The organism is Sphingomonas panacis, assembly GCF_001717955.1.
Classification (GTDB): domain Bacteria; phylum Pseudomonadota; class Alphaproteobacteria; order Sphingomonadales; family Sphingomonadaceae; genus Sphingomonas; species Sphingomonas panacis.
Window position 1 is genome coordinate 2,211,182 of record NZ_CP014168.1, and the last position, 18,458, is coordinate 2,229,639.

16 protein-coding genes are annotated in these 18,458 nt (G+C 66.7%); 10 read left to right on the forward strand and 6 right to left on the reverse strand.

Features of this window, described 5'->3' with window-relative positions:
* Nucleotides 1–52: 52 nt before the first annotated feature.
* The gene (locus tag J0A91_RS10035) at nucleotides 53–862 is read left to right on the forward strand and encodes a transglutaminase-like domain-containing protein (protein ID WP_240502251.1); all 810 of its coding nucleotides are present in this window, start codon (nucleotides 53–55) and stop codon (nucleotides 860–862) included.
* A 12-nt stretch (nucleotides 863–874) separates the two neighbouring features.
* On the opposite strand, the gene J0A91_RS10040 is transcribed toward J0A91_RS10035, so the two are convergent.
* From J0A91_RS10040 to J0A91_RS10050, 3 genes are all read right to left on the reverse strand, one after another.
* Nucleotides 875–1,468, reverse strand: coding sequence for a septal ring lytic transglycosylase RlpA family protein (locus tag J0A91_RS10040; protein ID WP_069204808.1), 594 nt, complete (start codon nucleotides 1,466–1,468; stop codon nucleotides 875–877).
* An 83-nt stretch (nucleotides 1,469–1,551) separates the two neighbouring features.
* Nucleotides 1,552–1,854, reverse strand: coding sequence for a hypothetical protein (locus J0A91_RS10045; protein WP_069204809.1), 303 nt, complete (start codon nucleotides 1,852–1,854; stop codon nucleotides 1,552–1,554).
* Between the two features lie 15 nt (nucleotides 1,855–1,869).
* A complete protein-coding gene (locus tag J0A91_RS10050) occupies nucleotides 1,870–2,349 on the reverse strand; it encodes an Rrf2 family transcriptional regulator (RefSeq protein WP_069204810.1) in 480 nt (159 codons plus the stop codon).
* Between the two features lie 119 nt (nucleotides 2,350–2,468).
* Here J0A91_RS10050 and J0A91_RS10055 point away from each other — a divergent pair, with 119 nt between their 5' ends.
* From J0A91_RS10055 to J0A91_RS10070, 4 genes are all read left to right on the forward strand, one after another.
* Nucleotides 2,469–3,362: an NAD(P)/FAD-dependent oxidoreductase gene (locus J0A91_RS10055; RefSeq protein WP_069204811.1), complete on the forward strand. Its 894-nt coding sequence runs from the start codon at nucleotides 2,469–2,471 to the stop codon at nucleotides 3,360–3,362.
* A 75-nt stretch (nucleotides 3,363–3,437) separates the two neighbouring features.
* Nucleotides 3,438–4,442: a glycoside hydrolase family 43 protein gene (locus J0A91_RS10060; protein WP_240502252.1), complete on the forward strand. Its 1,005-nt coding sequence runs from the start codon at nucleotides 3,438–3,440 to the stop codon at nucleotides 4,440–4,442.
* A gap of 72 nt (nucleotides 4,443–4,514) precedes the next feature.
* The gene (locus J0A91_RS10065; RefSeq protein WP_069204812.1) at nucleotides 4,515–6,515 is read left to right on the forward strand and encodes a glycoside hydrolase family 97 protein; all 2,001 of its coding nucleotides are present in this window, start codon (nucleotides 4,515–4,517) and stop codon (nucleotides 6,513–6,515) included.
* A gap of 60 nt (nucleotides 6,516–6,575) precedes the next feature.
* Nucleotides 6,576–8,678, forward strand: a complete 2,103-nt coding sequence (locus J0A91_RS10070) for a right-handed parallel beta-helix repeat-containing protein (RefSeq protein ID WP_206365012.1) — start codon at nucleotides 6,576–6,578, stop codon at nucleotides 8,676–8,678.
* Nucleotides 8,679–8,724: 46 nt separating this feature from the next.
* On the opposite strand, the gene J0A91_RS10075 is transcribed toward J0A91_RS10070, so the two are convergent.
* Together J0A91_RS10075 and J0A91_RS10080 are read right to left on the reverse strand one after the other, a co-directional pair.
* A complete protein-coding gene (locus J0A91_RS10075; RefSeq protein ID WP_069207202.1) occupies nucleotides 8,725–9,597 on the reverse strand; it encodes a tyrosine-protein phosphatase in 873 nt (290 codons plus the stop codon).
* 26 nt (nucleotides 9,598–9,623) lie between these two features.
* On the reverse strand, nucleotides 9,624–12,050 hold the full coding sequence (locus J0A91_RS10080) for a TonB-dependent receptor (protein ID WP_069204813.1): 2,427 nt from the start codon (nucleotides 12,048–12,050) through the stop codon (nucleotides 9,624–9,626).
* 202 nt (nucleotides 12,051–12,252) lie between these two features.
* On the opposite strand from J0A91_RS10080, the gene J0A91_RS10085 reads away from it, so the two are divergent.
* The 5 genes from J0A91_RS10085 to J0A91_RS10105 all read left to right on the forward strand — a co-directional run bounded on the left by J0A91_RS10085 (nucleotide 12,253) and on the right by J0A91_RS10105 (nucleotide 17,711).
* Nucleotides 12,253–14,475, forward strand: a complete 2,223-nt coding sequence (locus tag J0A91_RS10085) for a TonB-dependent hemoglobin/transferrin/lactoferrin family receptor (protein WP_240502253.1) — start codon at nucleotides 12,253–12,255, stop codon at nucleotides 14,473–14,475.
* Nucleotides 14,476–14,492: 17 nt separating this feature from the next.
* Nucleotides 14,493–15,476, forward strand: a complete 984-nt coding sequence (locus J0A91_RS10090; protein WP_069204814.1) for a DUF6607 family protein — start codon at nucleotides 14,493–14,495, stop codon at nucleotides 15,474–15,476.
* Nucleotides 15,477–15,575: 99 nt separating this feature from the next.
* The gene (locus J0A91_RS10095) at nucleotides 15,576–16,100 is read left to right on the forward strand and encodes an EF-hand domain-containing protein (RefSeq protein WP_069204815.1); all 525 of its coding nucleotides are present in this window, start codon (nucleotides 15,576–15,578) and stop codon (nucleotides 16,098–16,100) included.
* Nucleotides 16,101–16,105: 5 nt separating this feature from the next.
* On the forward strand, nucleotides 16,106–16,771 hold the full coding sequence (locus tag J0A91_RS10100; protein WP_069204816.1) for an HAD hydrolase-like protein: 666 nt from the start codon (nucleotides 16,106–16,108) through the stop codon (nucleotides 16,769–16,771).
* A gap of 34 nt (nucleotides 16,772–16,805) precedes the next feature.
* Nucleotides 16,806–17,711, forward strand: a complete 906-nt coding sequence (locus J0A91_RS10105) for a bifunctional helix-turn-helix transcriptional regulator/GNAT family N-acetyltransferase (RefSeq protein WP_069204817.1) — start codon at nucleotides 16,806–16,808, stop codon at nucleotides 17,709–17,711.
* Between the two features lie 206 nt (nucleotides 17,712–17,917).
* Here the strand turns inward: J0A91_RS10105 and J0A91_RS10110 are convergent, their stop codons facing one another.
* Nucleotides 17,918–18,454 carry a peroxiredoxin gene (locus tag J0A91_RS10110; protein ID WP_069204818.1) on the reverse strand — a complete coding sequence of 179 codons (537 nt, stop codon included), beginning with the start codon at nucleotides 18,452–18,454 and terminating at the stop codon, nucleotides 17,918–17,920.
* Nucleotides 18,455–18,458 lie beyond the last annotated feature (4 nt).

The window sequence follows — 18,458 nt, forward strand, 5'->3', positions numbered from 1 at the left end:
TTTCAAACCCGCCGTGCACCGGCTTGGCGCGGCCCGGATGCGCCCCCATGTAATGCCTATGCTTGAAGATGTGATCCGCCTGGGCCTCGTCGATGATGACGAGATCGTGCTCGACGAAGCCGCGCTGTCGCTGGCGCGCCTGGACCAGCCGAACGTAGACCTAGACCCGTACCACGACCTTCTTGATGCGGTGGCGACCCGGCTCGAAGCGATCGGGAAGGATGCCGCCACCGCGCGCGAGCGTGCCGAGGCGCTGTCGTCGGTGCTCGGCGACGCCTTCGGCTTCGAAGGCGACGAGGCGACCTATGACGATCCGGCCAATGCCGATCTGATCCGGGTGATCGACCGGCGTCGCGGCCTGCCGGTGAGCCGGTCGATCCTCTACGTGTCCGCCGCGCGGCGGGTCGGCTGGGCGGCGAACGTGCTCGACGTGCCGGGCCATGTCCTCGTGCTGGTGGGGGAAGAGGTCGCGCCGGTGATCGTCGATCCGTTTTGTGGCGGCATTCCGGTCGAGCCGGCGCAGCTCGGTGCGCTGCTGATGGCCGCGCAGAGCGGCTCGGCCCCTGCCGTCCGGCACGTCGCGGCGATGCCCAACCGCGCTGTTCTGGTCAGGCTTTTGCTCAATCAGGCGACGCGCGCGGAGCAGGCGGGGAAGGGGCGTCGTGCGCTCGAACTCTATACGCGAATGACGGTGATGGCGCCGGATTATGGGCCGGCGTGGTGGGAACGCGCGCGGCTCGAAGGCATCGACGGTGATGTGGCCGCGGCGCGGGCCAGTTTGACCGCGCTGCTCGAAGTCAGTCGCGAACCCGAACTGCGCAATCGGGTCACGGAGACGCTCGCCGCGCTGGTCGCGCCCTGACGCTGTGAGCCGTTACCGTCCGGCGGCGCGGCGCGTCGGCCCTGTCACGGGCATTCCGGCCGCTTCGAATTGCCGGCGTAGCCTGTCCAGCACCGGCTGGCTCACGGGGGCAAGCTCTGGGGTCGGCTTGCCCTTGAGCAAGCGCCGCCGCTCGGCTTCGGAGGGTTCGATCCGGCGCACGCGCACCGCCGCCTGGCCGACCGCGCGAATGCCCAGCCGCTCGGCCGCGCCGCGCGACAGGTCGATGATCCGCGGCCCGGGAATGAACGGACCACGATCATTGATCCGCACCACGATCCGCCGCCCGGTCGCAAGCGCGGTCACCTCGACATAGGTCGGCAGCGGCAATGTGGTATGGGCGGCGGTGATCCAGTCGGGGCGGAAACGCTCGCCATTGGCCGTCCGGTTGCCCGATTCGCTACCATACCAACTCGCATAGCCGAGCATGTCATAGGTCGGGTCGGCGGCCGGAACGAAGGTCGCGCCGCGCACGACATAGGGCTTGCCGATCCTGACCGGAACGTCGCTCGGGGTACGGAACGTGCCGCCGGCACAGGCCGACAGCGCGAGCGCGCTGGCGAGACATGGTAAAGCAAGGCGAGACATCGGACGCTTGTAGGACAGCCTCGCGCCCGCGGAAAGCGGTCACACCTCGCTCGCACGGCCACCCGGCGCGTGCGCGGGGCCGATCAGTCCTGCACGACGTCGCTCGCGCCGAATTCGTGAAGCACGTCCTCGACATCCTCGGCCATATCCTCGTCGTCGAGCGTGACGGTCACTTTGACGCTGCCGTTCAAGGCCGCTTCGTCCTCATTGCCGTCCTCGAAATCGGTATCGAGGTCCGCGCCACCCGCTTCGTTGCCGGCGCTGTTCTCGTCCGACGCGCTCCCGATCACGATGTCGCCGCGATCGATTTCATGCTCCTGGACGAGATGTTCCACCGCAAGTTCCGCCTCGCGTCGCGTATCGAAGGTCGCCGTGATCGTTGCCATGTCAGTCGCCTGTTCTCATGAAGATTTGAGCGCCAACGCACGCGCATCGATTTGGTCCCACGCGATCTCGGTCGAAGCGAATCGCGTATCGAAATCGCGCGCGATCTGCGCGAGCGTAACCTCGGCCAGCCGCGCGATGAGCAGCGCTTCCGCATCGCGCAGCGCCGATGTTATCGACGCGTTGACGGCTTGCTCGACCAGGCATTGCGGTTCCGGATCGGTCAGGCCGATCGCGAAGATCCGCGGTTCGCCGACCGCGCGGTAGATGTCGAGCATGGTGATCGCGTCGAGCGGGCTGGCGAGAGTCCACCCGCCGCCATGCCCTTTGACCGAACGGACATGCCCGGCATCGCGCAGCCCAGCCATCGTCCTGCGGACCACCACCGGGTTGGTGTTGAGCATCTCCGCCGCCGCCTCCGACGTGATCGGCCCCTCGGCGCGATCCATGTGAATCAGGATGTGGAGCATCCTCGACAAGCGTCCGTCCAGTTGCATCACACCCTCATGCGTTGTCCGTCGGATATCATGTTACTTGATAAGTTGCAAAAAGCCAGGGTGCCAGATACGTAAGTGCATAAGTTGCGTGAGTCGCAACGCTATCCAGGGACACATCTATGCACGACGTCATTGTAATCGGCGGAAGTTTCGCCGGCCAGTCCGCCGCGATGCAACTCGCGCGCGCCCGGCAGGACATACTGCTGATCGACGCGGGCGCGCCGCGGAACCGCTTCGCCGATGCCGCGCATGGTTTTCTCGGACAGGATGGGCGTTCGCCCCGGGCGATCCTTCGCGACGCCACATCACAGTTGCTGGCCTATCCGAGCGTCGAGGTCGTCGCCGGCGAGGCCGAGGCCGCGACGCAAAGTGACGGGCATTTCGTCGTGCGTCTCGCCGCGGGGGAGGAGCGGCGCGCCCGGCGGCTGGTGTTGGCGACCGGCGTCACCGATACGCTGCCTGACATTCCCGGCATGGCCGAGCGATGGGGCGAGACAGTCCTCCATTGTCCTTATTGCCACGGCTACGAGGTGCGCGATCACGCGCTGGGGGTGATCGCCGTCAGCCCGATGTCGGCACATCAAGCCGCTCTGATCCCCGATTGGGGACCGACCACCTATTTCACGCAAGGCATCCACGAACCGGAAGCGGCGGATATGGGGCTACTCCTCGCGCGCGGTGTCGTGATCGAGCGCACGCCGGTCGTCGCGCTGATCGGCGATGCGCCCGGATTGCGGGCGGTCAGGCTCGCCGACGGCCGGATGATCGATGTCGCCGCGATCTTCACCGGCCCAAAGACGCGGCCGACGAGCCCGATTGCGGAGGCGCTCGGCTGCATCATGGAGGAAGGCCCGAGCGGGCCGTTCGTGAAGGTCGACGGCTGGGGGCTGACGTCGGTGCCGGGCGTCTATGCGGCCGGTGATGCGACCTCGCCGATGCACAATGCGACGATCGCCTCCGCATCGGGCGTGCTCGCAGGAGTCGCCGCGCACCAGTCGCTGGTTCGATCGTGAACCGGCCACGCAACGACTGTTGACGGCGTGTTTGGTCCGACTATTGTTAACGCTAACGAAGACCGGGAGATGATGATGAAACGGACATTCAGTGCGGCGGCTCTCGTGGTGCTGGCAACTTTGGCGGCGGGGCCGTCCGGTGCGGCGGATCAGCCGCGCCCGGTTCCGGGATCGAACCCGATCATCCGCGACAAGTTCACCGCCGATCCGGCGCCGCTCGTGGTGGGGAACACGCTCTATCTCTACGTCGATCACGACGAGGCGCAGCGTGACGAGATGTTCAACATGCGCGAGTGGCTGGTCTATTCGACCACCGACATGAAGACCTGGACCGAACACGCGCCGATCATGAAGGTCAGCGATTTCAAATGGGCCAAGAAGGACGCATGGGCGCCGCAGGCGATCGAGAAGAACGGCAAGTTCTATTTCTACGCGCCCGTCGAACACGATAACACGCATCCCGGCAAGGCGATCGGCGTCGCGGTATCGGACACGCCGATCGGCCCGTTCGTCGATGCGCGCGGCTCCGCGCTCATCACCAATGAGATGACCCCCAAGGGGCCGCACAGTTGGGAGGACATCGACCCCACCGTGCTCACCGATACCGACGGGACGACCTGGATCGCGTGGGGCAACCGCAATTGCTACATCGCCAAGCTCAAGCCGAACATGATCGAGCTCGACGGGCCGATCACCGAGATCACGCCGCCGCATTTCGAAGAGGCGCCGTGGTTGCACAAGCATGGCAAGCTCTATTACCTGACATACGCTTCGCTCGACCGCGCGACCCAGCGCGACGAGCATGTCTCCTACGCGACCGCGCCGGCGATCACCGGCCCGTGGACGTATCGCGGCGAACTGACCGGATCGGGGAAGTACAGCTTCACGATCCACCCCGGCATCGCCGAGTTCAAGGGCAAGTCGTACCTGTTCCTGCATAACGCCGACATCGCGGTCGGCGATCAGAGCGGGGCGGTCGGCCGGCGCGCGGTGACGGTCGAATATCTCCACTACAATCCCGATGGGACGATGAAGCCGGTGGTCCAGACCAAGGCCGGCATCTCGGTGCCGTCCCGGTAAAGTGCCCGCCGGCGTCGGATCGCCGGCAGGTTGCGCGCCCGCCGGGCGGTTCGATCGAACAAGGGAAAGACGATGAGATTGCTACCGACCCTGCTCGCCACCGCCGCCGCGCTCGCCCCGGCGGCGGCGAAGGCGCAGACGCCGCCCGCCGTCGTCTCGCCGGACGGTCGCACCCGGCTTGAGATCGATTCGGCTTCGGGGCTGCGCTACCGCGTGGTGCGCGACGGCAATGTGGTGATCGCGACCTCGCCGATCGGCATGGTGACGAGCGAGGGCAGCTTCGGCACCAGCGAGTCCGCGGTCACGTCTTCGGAAGCGAGCACGGTCAACGACAGCTATGTTCCGGTCGCGGGCAAGGCCAGCCGAGTCGCAGACCGCTACAATCAGGTCGTGTTCCACCTCACCCGCGCGAAGGACGGCGTCACCTACGATCTCGTCGCGCGCGCCTATGACGACGGCGTCGCCTTCCGCTTCGCCGTCGCGGCGCAGCCCCGCTTCCAGACGATCGACGTGAATTGGGAAACGACCGGCTTCTATTTCCCCGCCGATTACGCCTGCTGGGGCGCGAACAGCGGCCGGTTCGAGAATTCACACGAGACCGAATTCGATCCGATCAAGGCCTCGGCGATGCGCGGCTTCCACCTCTATGACGCGCCTTTGCTGTGCCGGACGGGCAAGGGTGAGACCAGCTTCGCCATCGTCGAAGCCGACAAGCGCGACTATCCGGGAGCCTATTACGCCAGGCGCGCCGATGCCGGCCTCGGCGTCAATGTCGCGCTGACCTCGCGGCGCGACAACGTGCCCGACAGCCCCGCGTTCAAGGTATCGGCGCACGCCACGCTCGCGGCGGGGCCGCTGCTGACGCCGTGGCGGACGGTGATGATCGGCGACCGCCCGGGCGACCTGATCCAGTCGAGCCTGGTCCAGCTTCTCGCCGCGCCTTCCGCGATCGCCGACACGAGCTGGATCAAACCCGGCAAGTCTGCGTGGGATTGGTGGAACGGCTGGGCGGTCAACGTGCCCAATGCCGGCATCAACACCGCGACCTATCAGGCGTATATCGATTTCGCGAAGTCGATGAACCTCGAATATATCCTGATCGACGAGGGCTGGTACAAGGGCAGTTCCGAAGGCCCGCGCCCGGCCGACGTGACCGTGCCGGTTTCGGCGGTCGATATCCCCGGCCTCGTCAAATATGGTGCCGAGCGCAACGTCGGCGTGTGGGTTTGGCTGCAATGGAAGCAGCTCCAGCGCCAGCTCGATGCCGCGTTGCCGCTGTACGAAGCCTGGGGGATCAAGGGCATCAAGGTCGATTTCATGGACCGCAACGACCAGGAGATGGTCGAATTCTACCATGAACTGCTGTCCAAGGCGGCGGCGCATCACCTGATGGTGGATCTGCACGGCGCCTATCCGCCCGACGGGCTGCTTCGCACCTATCCCAATTTCGTCACTCAGGAAGGCGTGCTCGGCGCCGAATACAACAAGTTCGGCGCGCGGATCACCGCCACGCACAACGTCACCTTGCCGTTCACCCGCATGCTGCTCGGCCCGATGGACTATACCCCCGGCGGGTTCCGCGCACTCCCGCCTTCCGAATTCGCGAGCCGGCACCGGCTGTTGCGCCCCTATGTCCAGACCACGCGCGGGCAGGCGATCGCGATGTACGTCGTCTACGAATCGCCGCTGGTGATGCTGTCGGACAGCCCCGACGCCTATATCGACGCAAACGGCCGGCTGACCGACGGTGCCGACTTCCTGAAGGAGGTGCCGACGAGCTGGGACGAAACCCGCTTCATCTCGGGCGAGATCGGCCAGTCGATCGTGCTGGCGCGGCGCAAGGGCGACCGCTGGTATATCGGCGCAATGACCAACGAGCAGGGGCGCAAGGTATCGGTGCCGCTGTCGATGCTGGGCGCCGGCAAAAGCTGGCGCGCGCGCATCTGGCAGGACGGCGCCGACATGAACCACCTCAAGACCTCGGCCACGCACGTCCAGTCGCGTGATCGTATCCAGCTCACGCTCGCGCCATCGGGCGGGGCGGCCGTGGTGCTGGAGCCGGCCGGCAGCTAAGCGCCCGCGCCGACCACGAGCCGAAGCCGGCTTCGCGACATAACAACAGGAGCAGGATTGGTGAGTTCACAGCAAGAGGAACGCGCCGCTGCCGGCGAGGGCGTCAATCGCCGCGGCTTTCTGGAAAGCGCGGCCTGGGCCGGGGCGCTTGCCGGTCTCGGCGCGGGCGCGTGGGACCAGGCCGGTGCCGCGCTCGGCGACGAGTCCGACGCGCGCCTGCCGGATGGCACGCAGTTTCCGCGCTGGGAGCAGCCGCTGACCTTCTCCAGAACCTATTACGTCGACAACACCGCGCCCCACGCCGACGATGCCGGCCCGGGCGACGCGGCGCGACCCTTCCGCACGATCGGCAGGGCCGCCGAAATCCTCCAGCCGGGCGAGCGTGTCGTCATCGCAGCGGGCACCTACCGCGAATGCGTCCGCCCCGCGCGCGGCGGCACCGGCCCGGCCGCGATGATAAGCTACGAAGCCGCACCGGGCGCGACGGTTCATATCACCGGCTCGGAGGTTCTGAGGGACGGCTGGCAGCAGCAGACGGTCACGCCCGGCTTCCCCTTTCCGGGAAGCCCGGTCGGGCCGGGCGTCACCGTATGGCGGCACGATCTCACCGGCGCGCTGTTCCCTGACGCCTATAATCCGTTCGCGCTCCCCAGCATCATGGGATCATGGGGCTGGCTGGACGGGGCGACCGCCGATCTCGGCCCGTATCTGCGCCGGCGTGGTCTGGTGTTCGTCGATGGCAAGCCGCTGGAGCCGATGGAGCAGCTCCGCGAACTGGCGCTGGCCGATCTGCCGCCGATGTCCGATTTCACCCGTCGGGCGACCCCGCAGAACGGCATGCCCGCGCGGCGGCGCGGCGGCCCGGTCATGCAGGAGATCGGCGGTACGCCCACCGCACGCTTCTGGGCCGATCATGCCGGCACGGCGGTCTACGTCCGTCTGGCGTCGGGTACGCCCGCCGATCACGCGATCGAAGTCACCACCCGCCAGCACGCCTTCATCCCCGCGCACAGCGGCATCGGCTTCATTCGCGTCAAGGGGATCACCTTCCGCCACGTCGGCAATGCCTATCCGTTCCCGCAATACGGCATGGTGTCGCTCGCCGGCGGCGATCACTGGATTCTGGAGGACAATGTTTTCGAATGGGCGAACGGCATCGGCCTCGCCATCGGCAGCGACGGCGACAGCGCCGGTGCGCCGCATTCGGGCACGTCGATCATCGTCCGCCGCAACACCATCCGCTATTGCGGCGTCGAGGGGATTGGCGGGATGGGCACTACCGATGCGCTGATCGAGGATAATCTGATCGAATGGTGCGGCTGGGCCGATGCCGAACGCGGGTGGGAAGCCGCCGGCGCCAAGTTCCACCGCGCCAGGAACATGCTGTTCCGCCGCAACGTGATCCGCCACATCCGCCATGCCAATGCGGCGTGGTGGGATGTCGACAACGCCAATTGCCGGGTGACGCGCAACGTCGTCGCCGACGTGCTGACGGTCAGCGCCGCGCTGCATTTCGAAATGACGCCGGCGCGCAACATGATCGATACCAACATCATCTGGGACGTGCGCAACGCCGAGCCCGGCACGCCCGGCCAGCGCGGCTGCGCGGGGTCTGGCATTTTCGACAATGCGAGCAGCAACCTCGTCATCGCGCAGAATTTGATCGGGCGCTGCGACAATGCCGGCATCTTCACGATCGTCCGCCCGGATCGCGGTCGCCCGGTGGCGGACAACAACCACGTCGCCAACAACATCTTTGTGAAGTGCAAGTCGGCGATGGTCTTCCTCAGCACGAACAATCGGTCGGACGGCAATGTGTTTGTCGATATGCCCAAGGATTTTCTCGGCGTGCTGGCGGAGCCGCAGACCGTGGCGTCCGCGCCCGATGCGTGGCGCCGGGTCCGCTACGGCGATCTGGCGACGTGGCGGGATGCCCACGGCTGGGATCGGACTTCGCTGATGGCCAGCGCAGAGATCGCGTTCGATCCCGCCACGCTCAAGCTCACCGTCGCGGCGGCCGTGCCGCTGCCACGGGTGCGTGCGCTCGACGGATTCGAAGGCGACATCCGTGGCAACGCGACCGGCCCGACCAGGGTCGCCGGCCCGCTCGCCGATTTCCGCGCGAAACAGACTTGGACGATCGATCCGCGGATGAAGCCCTAGCGGGGCGGCTCACGTCCCCAAGGACGAGGCCGCCCGCGCTCTCACATCACGCGCGCGCGAGGTAGGTGTTGCGCAGCTTGGCCAGATCGGTGGCGGACAGGCCCATTTCGTCGCGAAAATAGCCTTTCGCCCCGTCCTTGTGCGCGTCGACCACCGCCAATGCCGCTTCGATATAGGCGGCGTCGGCGGCCATCAGCGGCTTGGCGGTCTCGGGCGGCAGGCCGGCGAGCGGGTTGGCCGGGCCGGGCGTGCCCTTGGTCAGCGCGCTCGCGTCGAGATAGCGGTTGGTGAGCAGATAGTCCGCGATCACGTCCTTGCGCGGCACGCCGAGCGCGGTCAGCAGCAGCGCGGCGGCGATGCCGGTCCGGTCCTTGCCCGCCGTACAGTTGAACGCGAGCGGCGCGTGCCCAGCGAGCAGTTCCGCGAACATGCGGCGATACTGGCCGTTGAACTGGCCGAGCATCGCCGGATATGCCCTGGTCATCGCCGCGCGGACCTGGTCTGGCGTCCAGCTCTTCGGGCTGCCGGCGGGCAGGAAGTGCATGTCGAGATCATACTCGTCGCTCAGCACGCGCGGCGCGCCCGCCGCCGGCCAGGTGACCGGCTCGTTCGCCCGCTCGCGCCGGTCGCGGAAATCGCACACGACGCGGATGCCGCGCGCTTCGAGCGAGCGGTAATCGGCCTCGGTCAGCCCGTGCATCGAGCCTGAGCGGAACAGCACACCCCATTTCACGCTGCGGCCGTCGGCGGTGCGGTAGCCGCCGAGATCGCGGAAGTTGCGGCCGCCCTGAAGCGGCAGCAGGCGCGCGTGCGCCGCCGCCACGACGGGGGTCGGCCGGGCGATCGCCGGCATTCCCGCCGCCAGCGACAGCATCAGGGCCGGCGCGGCGAAACGCCGGAAACGATTCGAAAGACGCATCGTGGTTGCTCCCTGAATGGCGATCATCAGAACTTCACCTGCACCTGGCCGCCGAAGGTGCGCGGTTCGTTGAAGAAGCCGTTGACGCCGCTGGTCGGGCTGAGCGCCTTGTAGAACATATGCTGTTCGTCAAACAGGTTGCGCACCCAGAACGACAGCGAGACCTTCGCGCCGGTGTTGGCCATTTCGATATCGGCGAGCGCGATGTTGCCGTTGAACACGGTCGCCTTTTCACCCTTGGGCTGGGGCACGTTGCCCGCCGCGCCGACGCCCAGATACACCGGATCATTGGCGTTGGCGTAGAACCCTGAATCGAAATTGCCGTCGAGATGCGCGCGCACGGTGAAGCCGTCGAGCGGCAGTTCGTAATCGGCCGCGACGCTGCCCGAATGTTCGGGCGTGTAGGTCTGGTAGATCGGCACCGCGATGGTGCTGATCGCGCCGGCTGCGTTCGGATACGGGTTCACCGTCGCGGGGATGCGGACGTAATTATAGGCGTAGGAACCCGTCAGCGTCAGCCCGCGCACCGGCAGCAGCGTGAGTTCGGCCTCGACGCCGTGCAGGCCACCCGTGCCGGGCGCGTTGATCGTCGAGGTGGTGGTGCGGTTGGTGCGCACGCCGCCGGTCTCATACGGGCGGCTGAAATCGACCTGGATGTCCTTGTAGCTGCCGGCATAAGCGGCGACGTTGAAGCGCGCGTGGTGATCGAGAAACTCGGTCTTCGCGCCGATCTCGAACATCGACACCGTTTCCGGGTTGAACTCGTCATATTCCTGCGACCGCGAGTTGGCGCCGCCCGATTTGTAGCCGGTGCTCCACTTGCCATAGACCATCACGCCGTGCGCGACATCGACCGCGACGTTGACCATCGGATCGACGCGCGACCAGCTATGGTCGAGGTGGATCGCGCCCGACACGCCGTTGCGATCGACCGGCAACGCGTTGTTCACGGTCAGCAGCTTGCCGTGCTTGATGTCGCGGGTCCAGCGCAGCCCGCCGGTGATGTGGATCGCATCGTCGAGCAGCGGCGGCGTATAGGTGCCCTGGCCGAACGCGCCCATGCTGGTGGTCTGGACATAGCTGGCACGATCGACCGACTGCTGGGTGTAATCGACGAACTTCGGACCGGTCAGGATCGCATATCCGCTGCCGTCTGCGTTGGTGAAGGCATTGGTATTGAACGCCTGCGCATTATCCTGGACGTGTTCCTGATAATAAAGCGCGCCGACCACGTATTTGAAGTTCGGCAGATCGCCGACCGCCTGCAGTTCCTGGCTGAACTGGTTCTGGCGGAACTGCGCGAGGCTGTAACGGGCGAAGCCGATGCCGGTGAAATTGCCGGTCGGGTTGGCTGCGGACGGCGCCACCGACATCGTCGTCGCCGCCGATCCGTTGTCATATTGGCTCTGCGTCAGCTCGCGGTAGGCGGTGATCGACTTGAGCAGCAGGCTCGGCGCGATCTTGTATTCGAGCGTCAGGCGGTGGCCGCTGACGTCGCCGACGCTCGGCTTCTCGGGCACGCCGACATTGGCGACGGTGACGCGATCAGGCTGAACCGTGCCGAGTACCGCCTGCTTGTTGGTGCCGGGTGCGACCAGTTGCAGATACAGCGAGGTCGATGCGTCGCGCGAGATGTCGAACGAATAATCCGCGCTGAAGTCGCTGCTCGGCTGCCACAGCGCTTCGACATGCGCGCCCTGCTTGTCGTAATAGTTGAAGCCATAGGCGCCCTGCAGCGGGTTCTTCACGATCGGGTCACGATGCGCGGTGACGCCATCGATCTTGATGCTGATGTTGTTGAACTCGGGCAGGTCGACGTGAAGCTCGCCCTTGGAGCTGCCGAAATTGCCGACCCCGCCGATCGCGTTGACGTGGAACTCGCCGGTGGGCTTCTTGGTGGTGATGTTGACCGCGCCGCCTTCGGTGTTGCGGCCGAACAAGGTGCCCTGCGGACCTTTCAGCACTTCGATGCTGTTGATGTCGAACAGGGCGGTGCCGAGGCCCTGCGCGCGGCCCATGTACACGCCATCTACATAGACGCCGACGCCCTGGTCGCGCGCCGGCTGGTTGCCGTCGGACAGCACGCCGACGCCACGGATGTTCACGATCAGCGCCGAGTTGCGCGAATAGAAAGGCGCGACCTTGAGCGACGGGATCGCGCCGTCGCCGAGATCGACAAGCGACACGACATGGCGGTCCTGCAACCCTTCCGCGCTGATGACGGAGATCGAGATCGGCGTCTTCTGGAGGCTTTCCGGGCGCTTCTGTGCGGTCACGACGATGTCGGTGAGGCCCTGCGTATCGCTCGCGTCGGCAGGGGCAGGGGCAGGGGCAGGGGCAGGGGCAGGGGCAGGCGCCGGTTCTGCGGCGAAGGCGGGCGTGGCGGCGAGGCTCAGGCAGAGCGCGGTCGCGGCCAGCAGGCGGCGCGACGAAGACAACGAATATTGCAACATGGATCAGTCCCCCCAAGGATCACTTGGCGGCGGCTGTGGGTGCGCTGTGTTTCGCCACCGTGACGTTTTCATCACCGTTTTAATATTTTGACGCAGTGCAGCAATGTGCCTGTGCCTGGTGGCCTGCGGGTCGTTACGGTTGACGCGCCAATCCAGTCCTTTTAAATGCAAATGCGAATCGTTCGCATTTTAAGGGGGCATCTTGAACATCACCGTCATGACCAGCGTCGCGGCGCTCGCGGCCGCGCTTTCGGCTACGCCTGTGCAGGCGCGGTCGGACGCCGCCGCCCCGGCGGCGCCCACCGGCGCCCCCATCGATTACGGTCAGGTCGGCGATCCCGTCGTCGTCACCGGCACGCGCATTCCCACCCCGGCGAGCGAAATCCCCGCCACCGTCTCGGTCATCACCGCCGATCAGATCGCCGACCAGCTCGCCGCCGACATCAAGGATCTGGTCCGCTTCGAGCCCGGCGTCAGCGTCCACCGCGCGCCGACCCGCTTCGGCGCGGCGCAGGGGACGACTGGCCGCGACGGCAACGGCGGCTTCACCATCCGCGGGCTCGACGGCAATCGCGTGCTGATCCAGGTCGATGGCGTGCGCGTGCCCGATGGGTTCGAGTTCGGCGCGCAATCGGCCGGGCGCGGCGATTACGTCGATCTCGGCATCGTCAAGTCGGTCGAGATCCTGCGCGGACCCGCCTCGGCCTTGTACGGATCGGATGGTCTCGCCGGCGCGGTCAGCTTCGTGACGAGCGATCCCGAGGATTTCCTCAAAGGTGGCAAGCGCATCGGCGGGCTGCTGCGCGCGGCCTATGATTCGTCGAACGATCAGTTCGCCGAAACGGGGATCATCGCCGGCCGATCCGGGCAGTGGTCGGCGATGGTCTCCTATACCCGCCGCGACGGGCATGAATATGAAACGCACGGCGGCAATACCGCCGCCAACGCGACGCGCACCGCCGCCAATCCGCAGGATGCGCAATCGAACGCGGTGCTCGGCAAGATCGTCTGGCAACCCGACGACGCAAACCGCGCGCGGCTGACCTACGACCATTACGACAGCCGCGTCGCGACCGACGTGCTGAGCGGCGTCGCCCCGGTCGCCTCGGCCGCGACCAGCGTGATCGGCTTGACCGCGCGTGACACGATCAAGCGCGACCGCGTCGCGCTCGACTGGCGCTATCAGGGGGACGGCGTGATCGATTTCGCGCAGGTGACCGGCTGGTACCAATGGGCGAAGAACCGCCAGTTCACCGCCGAGGACCGCAAGACCGCCGCCGACCGCACCCGGATCAACACCTTCGATAATCGCGTCTGGGGGCTGAGCGCCGAACTGCGCAGCGATTTCACCGTCGCTGCAATCGCCAACCAGCTCGCGTACGGCGCCGATCTCAGCGTGACGCGGCAATCGGGCCTGCGCGACGGCACCGTGCCGACGCCGCCCGACGTGTTCCCGACGCGCGCCTTCCCGCCGACCGATTATCTGCTCGCCGGTGGCTATCTTGCCGATACGATCGCGGTGGCGGATGGGCACCTCAAGCTGTTCCCGGCGGTGCGCGTCGATTATTACAAGCTCACGCCCAAGCCCGATGCGCTCACCCCGGCTATGCCGAGCGCCAGACAGGACGGGTCGCGCGTGTCGCCAAAGCTCGGCGCATTGCTCGGCGTCACCGGCGGCACCAATATCTTCGTCAATTACGCGCGCGGTTTCCGCGCGCCCTCGCCGACTCAGATCAACCAGTTCTTCGCGAACCCGACTCAGGGCTACACCTCGATCCCCAACCCCAACCTGCGCCCCGAGACGAGCGAGACCTGGGAAGCGGGCGTGCGCGTCGGCAGCGATGCGGTGCGCTTCGCCGCGACCGCGTTCACCGGCGGCTACAAGGGCTTCATCAGCCAGGAGATCGTCGGCGGTGCCTTCACCCCGTCCAATCCGGCGGTGTTCCAGTTCATCAATCTCAACCGCGTCCGCATCAAGGGCGCCGAGGGCAGCCTCACGCTCGCCGACCGCTCGGGGCTGAACGGCCGGGTCGCGCTGAGCTATGCGGTCGGCACCGTCACCGATGCGGATGGTACGCGCACGCCGCTCTCGACGGTCGATCCGCTCAAGCTGGTGATGGGCGTCGGTTATGACGATCCCGCCAAACGCTTCGGCGGGCAGCTCATCATGACGCATTCGGCGCAAAAGGAACTCAAGGCTGCCGACGCGACGCTCTACCGCCCCGGCGCATTCACGATCCTCGACGCCACCGCTTATCTGCGCGTCGCCGAGCGTTTCACGCTGCGCGCGGGCGTGTTCAACCTGCTCGACACCAAATACGCATGGTGGAGCGACGTGCGCGGGCTGGCCGACAGCTCGACGGTCAAGGATGCCTATACCCAACCGGGCCGCAATGCGTCCGTGTCGCTTTCGGCCCGATTCTGACCATGAGGAGCACTCGCATGATACGCCGTTCCGCCTCCCTGCTGCTCGCCGCGACGGTCTTCGCCGGCGCGCTCGCCACCCCCGCTTTCGCCGACGGGCCGGTCGCGACCAGCTCCGCCGCCGCGCAAACCGCTGCGTTCGAGGCCGATCGCGCCTCGATCCTGGCGATGGCGGGCACGTTCAAGGTCACCTTCGACATGAAGGAAACGACGCCGTGGCGCGCAGGCTACACGCCGATTCCGCCTAAGATCAGCGGCGGTCACGAGGTCGTGCGAGTCGTCGCCGATACCGGCCGCACGATCGTCCTCCAGCATCTGCTCGTGGTCAGCGGCGACGCCGGCAACACCGTCGTCGTCAAGCACTGGCGGCAGGATTGGGTGTACGAACCGGCGAGCGTGCTCACCTATGCCGGGCAGGGCGTGTGGAAGCTCGACGACGTGCCAGCGGCGATGCGCGCCGGGCGCTGGTCGCAGACGGTGTGGCAGACCGACGATTCGCCACGCTACGGCGGCTGGGGCCAATGGACCGAGGAGGGCGGCGTGCGGCGCTGGCGCTCGAACTGGACGTGGCGCCCGCTCGCGCGGCGCGACGCCGTGCGGCATCCGCAATATGATCGCTATCTCGGCATCAACCGCCATTCGCCGTCGCCGGCTGGCTGGATTCACTGGCAGGACAATATCAAGATGGGCCTCGTCGACGGCAAAGTCGTGCCGTTCGTCCAGGAATCGGTGCTCAACACCTATGTGAAGGACGCCGGTTTCGACGTGAAGGCGGCGGACGATTATTGGGCGGCGACCAAAGACTATTGGGCGGCGGTGCGCGAGCTGTGGGACGCGGCGGTCGTCAAGGGGAGGGGCGTCAAGGTCGCCGAAGTGGCCGAGACCGGCTCGGCATCGGGCGCGCGGCTGATGGGCTTTGCCGACGATATCCAGGCCGGCAAGCTCAACACCGCCGACGCCGTCGCCAAGGCGGGCGTGGTGATCGCCGAAGTGACTCGCTGACGCGCTTTCCCGGCAAGCCTATCGCCACGCCGCCGATTTCGGCTATCGCTATCGGCGGCCCCGGCGATGTCGGGGTTGATTCCCCGGGGGTAGGGCGTGATGAGACCGTGTGTTCGGAGTGCCGCTCTTGCAGCTTTGTCGGCGCTCGCCTGCGCCGCCGGCGCGCAACAGCCCGCGCCCGCAACCGGCACCCCGGCACCGGGCCAGCCGCTCGCCACGATCGTCGCCGAGCCTGTCGCGATGATGATCGCCGCGTGCGACGCGAACGGCGACGCGATCGTGTCGCGCGCCGAACTCGCGACGTGCGTGGCGCACAGTTTCGCGAGCGCGGACGCCGGCCACAAGGGGTCGATCGGCTATATCGATTATGGCGACTGGGCGCGGACATGGCTGGGTGACGCCAACGCGCTGCCCAGCCCGTTCGAGGTTGATAGTGATGGCGACAACCGCATCACGCTCACCGAACTGCAAGCGCGTTTCGATACGATCTTCGTCCGGCTCGACCGCGACCATGACGGCAATCTCACTCGCGCCGAACTGCTGACGATCCGCAGTGGTGTCGGTAACGGGGACCGCGCGCCGGGCAAGCGCGGCAAGAAACGGGGCGGGCCGGAGGCTCCGTGACGCAGATGCTCGATCCGACCGGACCACGCCCCGCACGTTATGCGCTCGCGATCTTCGATTTCGACGGCACGCTCGCCGACAGCGGCGACTGGTTCCTGTCGATCGCCGACGAACTCGCCGATCGCTTCAAGTTCCGCCGTGTCGCCCCCGGCGAAGTCGAATCTCTGCGCGGCCGCACCACCCGCGAGGTGATCCGCCACCTCGGCATCCCGCGCTGGAAGCTGCCCGCGATGGGCCGCTACGTTCACGCCAAGCTCGCCACGCAGATCGATCGCATCGCCTTGTTCGACGGCGTAAAAGACGTGATTCACGCGCTCGCCGCCGCCGGCGTGCGGATCGCGGTCGTCACCTCCAATTCGGAACACAATGCCCGCGCGGTGCTCGGGTCGCTCGCCGAACACATCGAGATGTTCGAATGCGGCGCATCGCTGTTCGGCAAGGCGCCGCGCTACCGCAAGGTGCTGCGCCGGATGCGGATAGCGCGCGAGGCGACGCTCTCGATCGGCGACGAAACCCGCGACATCGCCGCCGCGCGCAAGGTCGGCATCGCCGCCGGCGCCGTGCTGTGGGGCTACGCCAACCGCGATGTCCTCCTGCGCTGCGAACCGGACATGGTGTTCGAGCGCCCGTGCGAAGTGCTCGAGGAAATTTTCGGCGTCCCGGCCGAATAGTTGACTCCGTCAAGTATGGTGACAGAGTAGCGGGATGGACGACACCCTCCTCGCGCTCCGCGCCTTCAACCGCTTTCACACCCAGTTCGTCGTTGGCCTCGACGCGCAGTATCTGGGCACGCCGCTGACGCTGACCGAAGCGCGTTTGCTCTACGAAATCGGCACGCGCGGCGAAGCGCTCGCGGTCGAGCTGCAAAGCTTTCTCGCGCTCGATCCCGGCTACGCGAGCCGCCTGCTACGCCGTTTCGAAGCGGAAGGCTGGATCGTGCGGGGGCGTGGCAGCGATGCGCGCCAGCGCCCGGTCGCGCTGAGCGAGGCAGGGCAAGCGCTGCTCGCCGATCTCGACACGCGCCAGCGCGCCGTGCTGGAAGACCGCCTCAAACCGCTGGGAGATGCCGACCGGCGCGTTCTGGTCGGCGCGCTCGATACCGCGCGCGGCCTGCTCTCGGGTGAGGAGCGCGCCGGCTATACGATCCGCACCCACCGCCCCGGCGATATGGGCATGGTCACCGCGCGCCAGGCGATCCTGTACGCCGAACAGTTCGGCTGGGGCGCGCCGATGGAGGCGTTGCTCGGCGAGGTGACGGCGGCGTTCCTGCGCAGCTTCGATCCGGCGCGCGAACGCTGCTGGATCGCCGAATGCGGCGGCACGATCGCGGGTTCGATCTTCGCGACCGACGGGGGCGGGGGCGTCGCCAAGCTGCGCTTGCTTTATGTCGAACCGCACGCGCGGGGGCTCGGCATCGCTAACGATCTCGTCAGCCGCTGCATCGCCTTCGCACGCGAGGCGGGCTACACGCGGATGACGCTGTGGACCCATACGATCCTCGAAAGCGCACGCCGCATCTACGCCGCGCACGGCTTCCGCATCGTCGCCACCGCTACCCACACCGATTTCGGCGAACCCGTGGCCGGCGAGACGTGGGAACTGGCGCTGTAGCCGCGCCGTCGCCATCCTTCAGATGACCTCTACGCACGTTCTCGAAGGCGCAATCTTATCTCGTTTTCCCGCGAAACCGGGAATCCAGAGCCAGGCAAAACACCGATTTACGGCTCTTGAGACTCTGGACTCCCGCATGCGCGGGAGAACAAGAACGTATCGCGGAGGTTCGGCCTTCGCTGAGGCAAGGAACGAAACGCTCGCCGTTACTTCGGGTTGGCCTCCAGCCACGCGATCACCTTGTCCGGCGCGCTCTCGCCATAGGGGTCTTCGTCGAGCCCCTGATCGTTGATCCCCGGCTCCTCGAACCAGCCGACGATCTCGCCATCGTCGACCACCATCGCATAGCGCCAGCTCCGCTCGCCGAAGCCGAGATGGTCCTTGCGGATCAGCATGCCCATCCGCCGCGTGAAATCGCCCGAGCCGTCGGGTAGCAGCTTCACCTTCTCCACGCCGAGGTGACGGCCCCATTGGTACATCACGAACGCGTCGTTGACGGAGATGCAATAGACCTCGTCGACGCCCTGCGCCTTCAGCGCGTCGTAATCGCGCTCGAACGCCGGGCATTGCTCGGTCGAGCAGGTCGGCGTGAACGCGCCCGGCAGGCTGAACACCACCAGCCGCTTGCCCGCGAACAGGTCGCCGGTGCCGACATCCTGCCAGCGGAACGGGTTGGGGCCGCCGACGCTCTCGTCGCGAACGCGCGTCTTCAACGTAACGTCGGGAATAGTCCGTCCAAGCATCGAT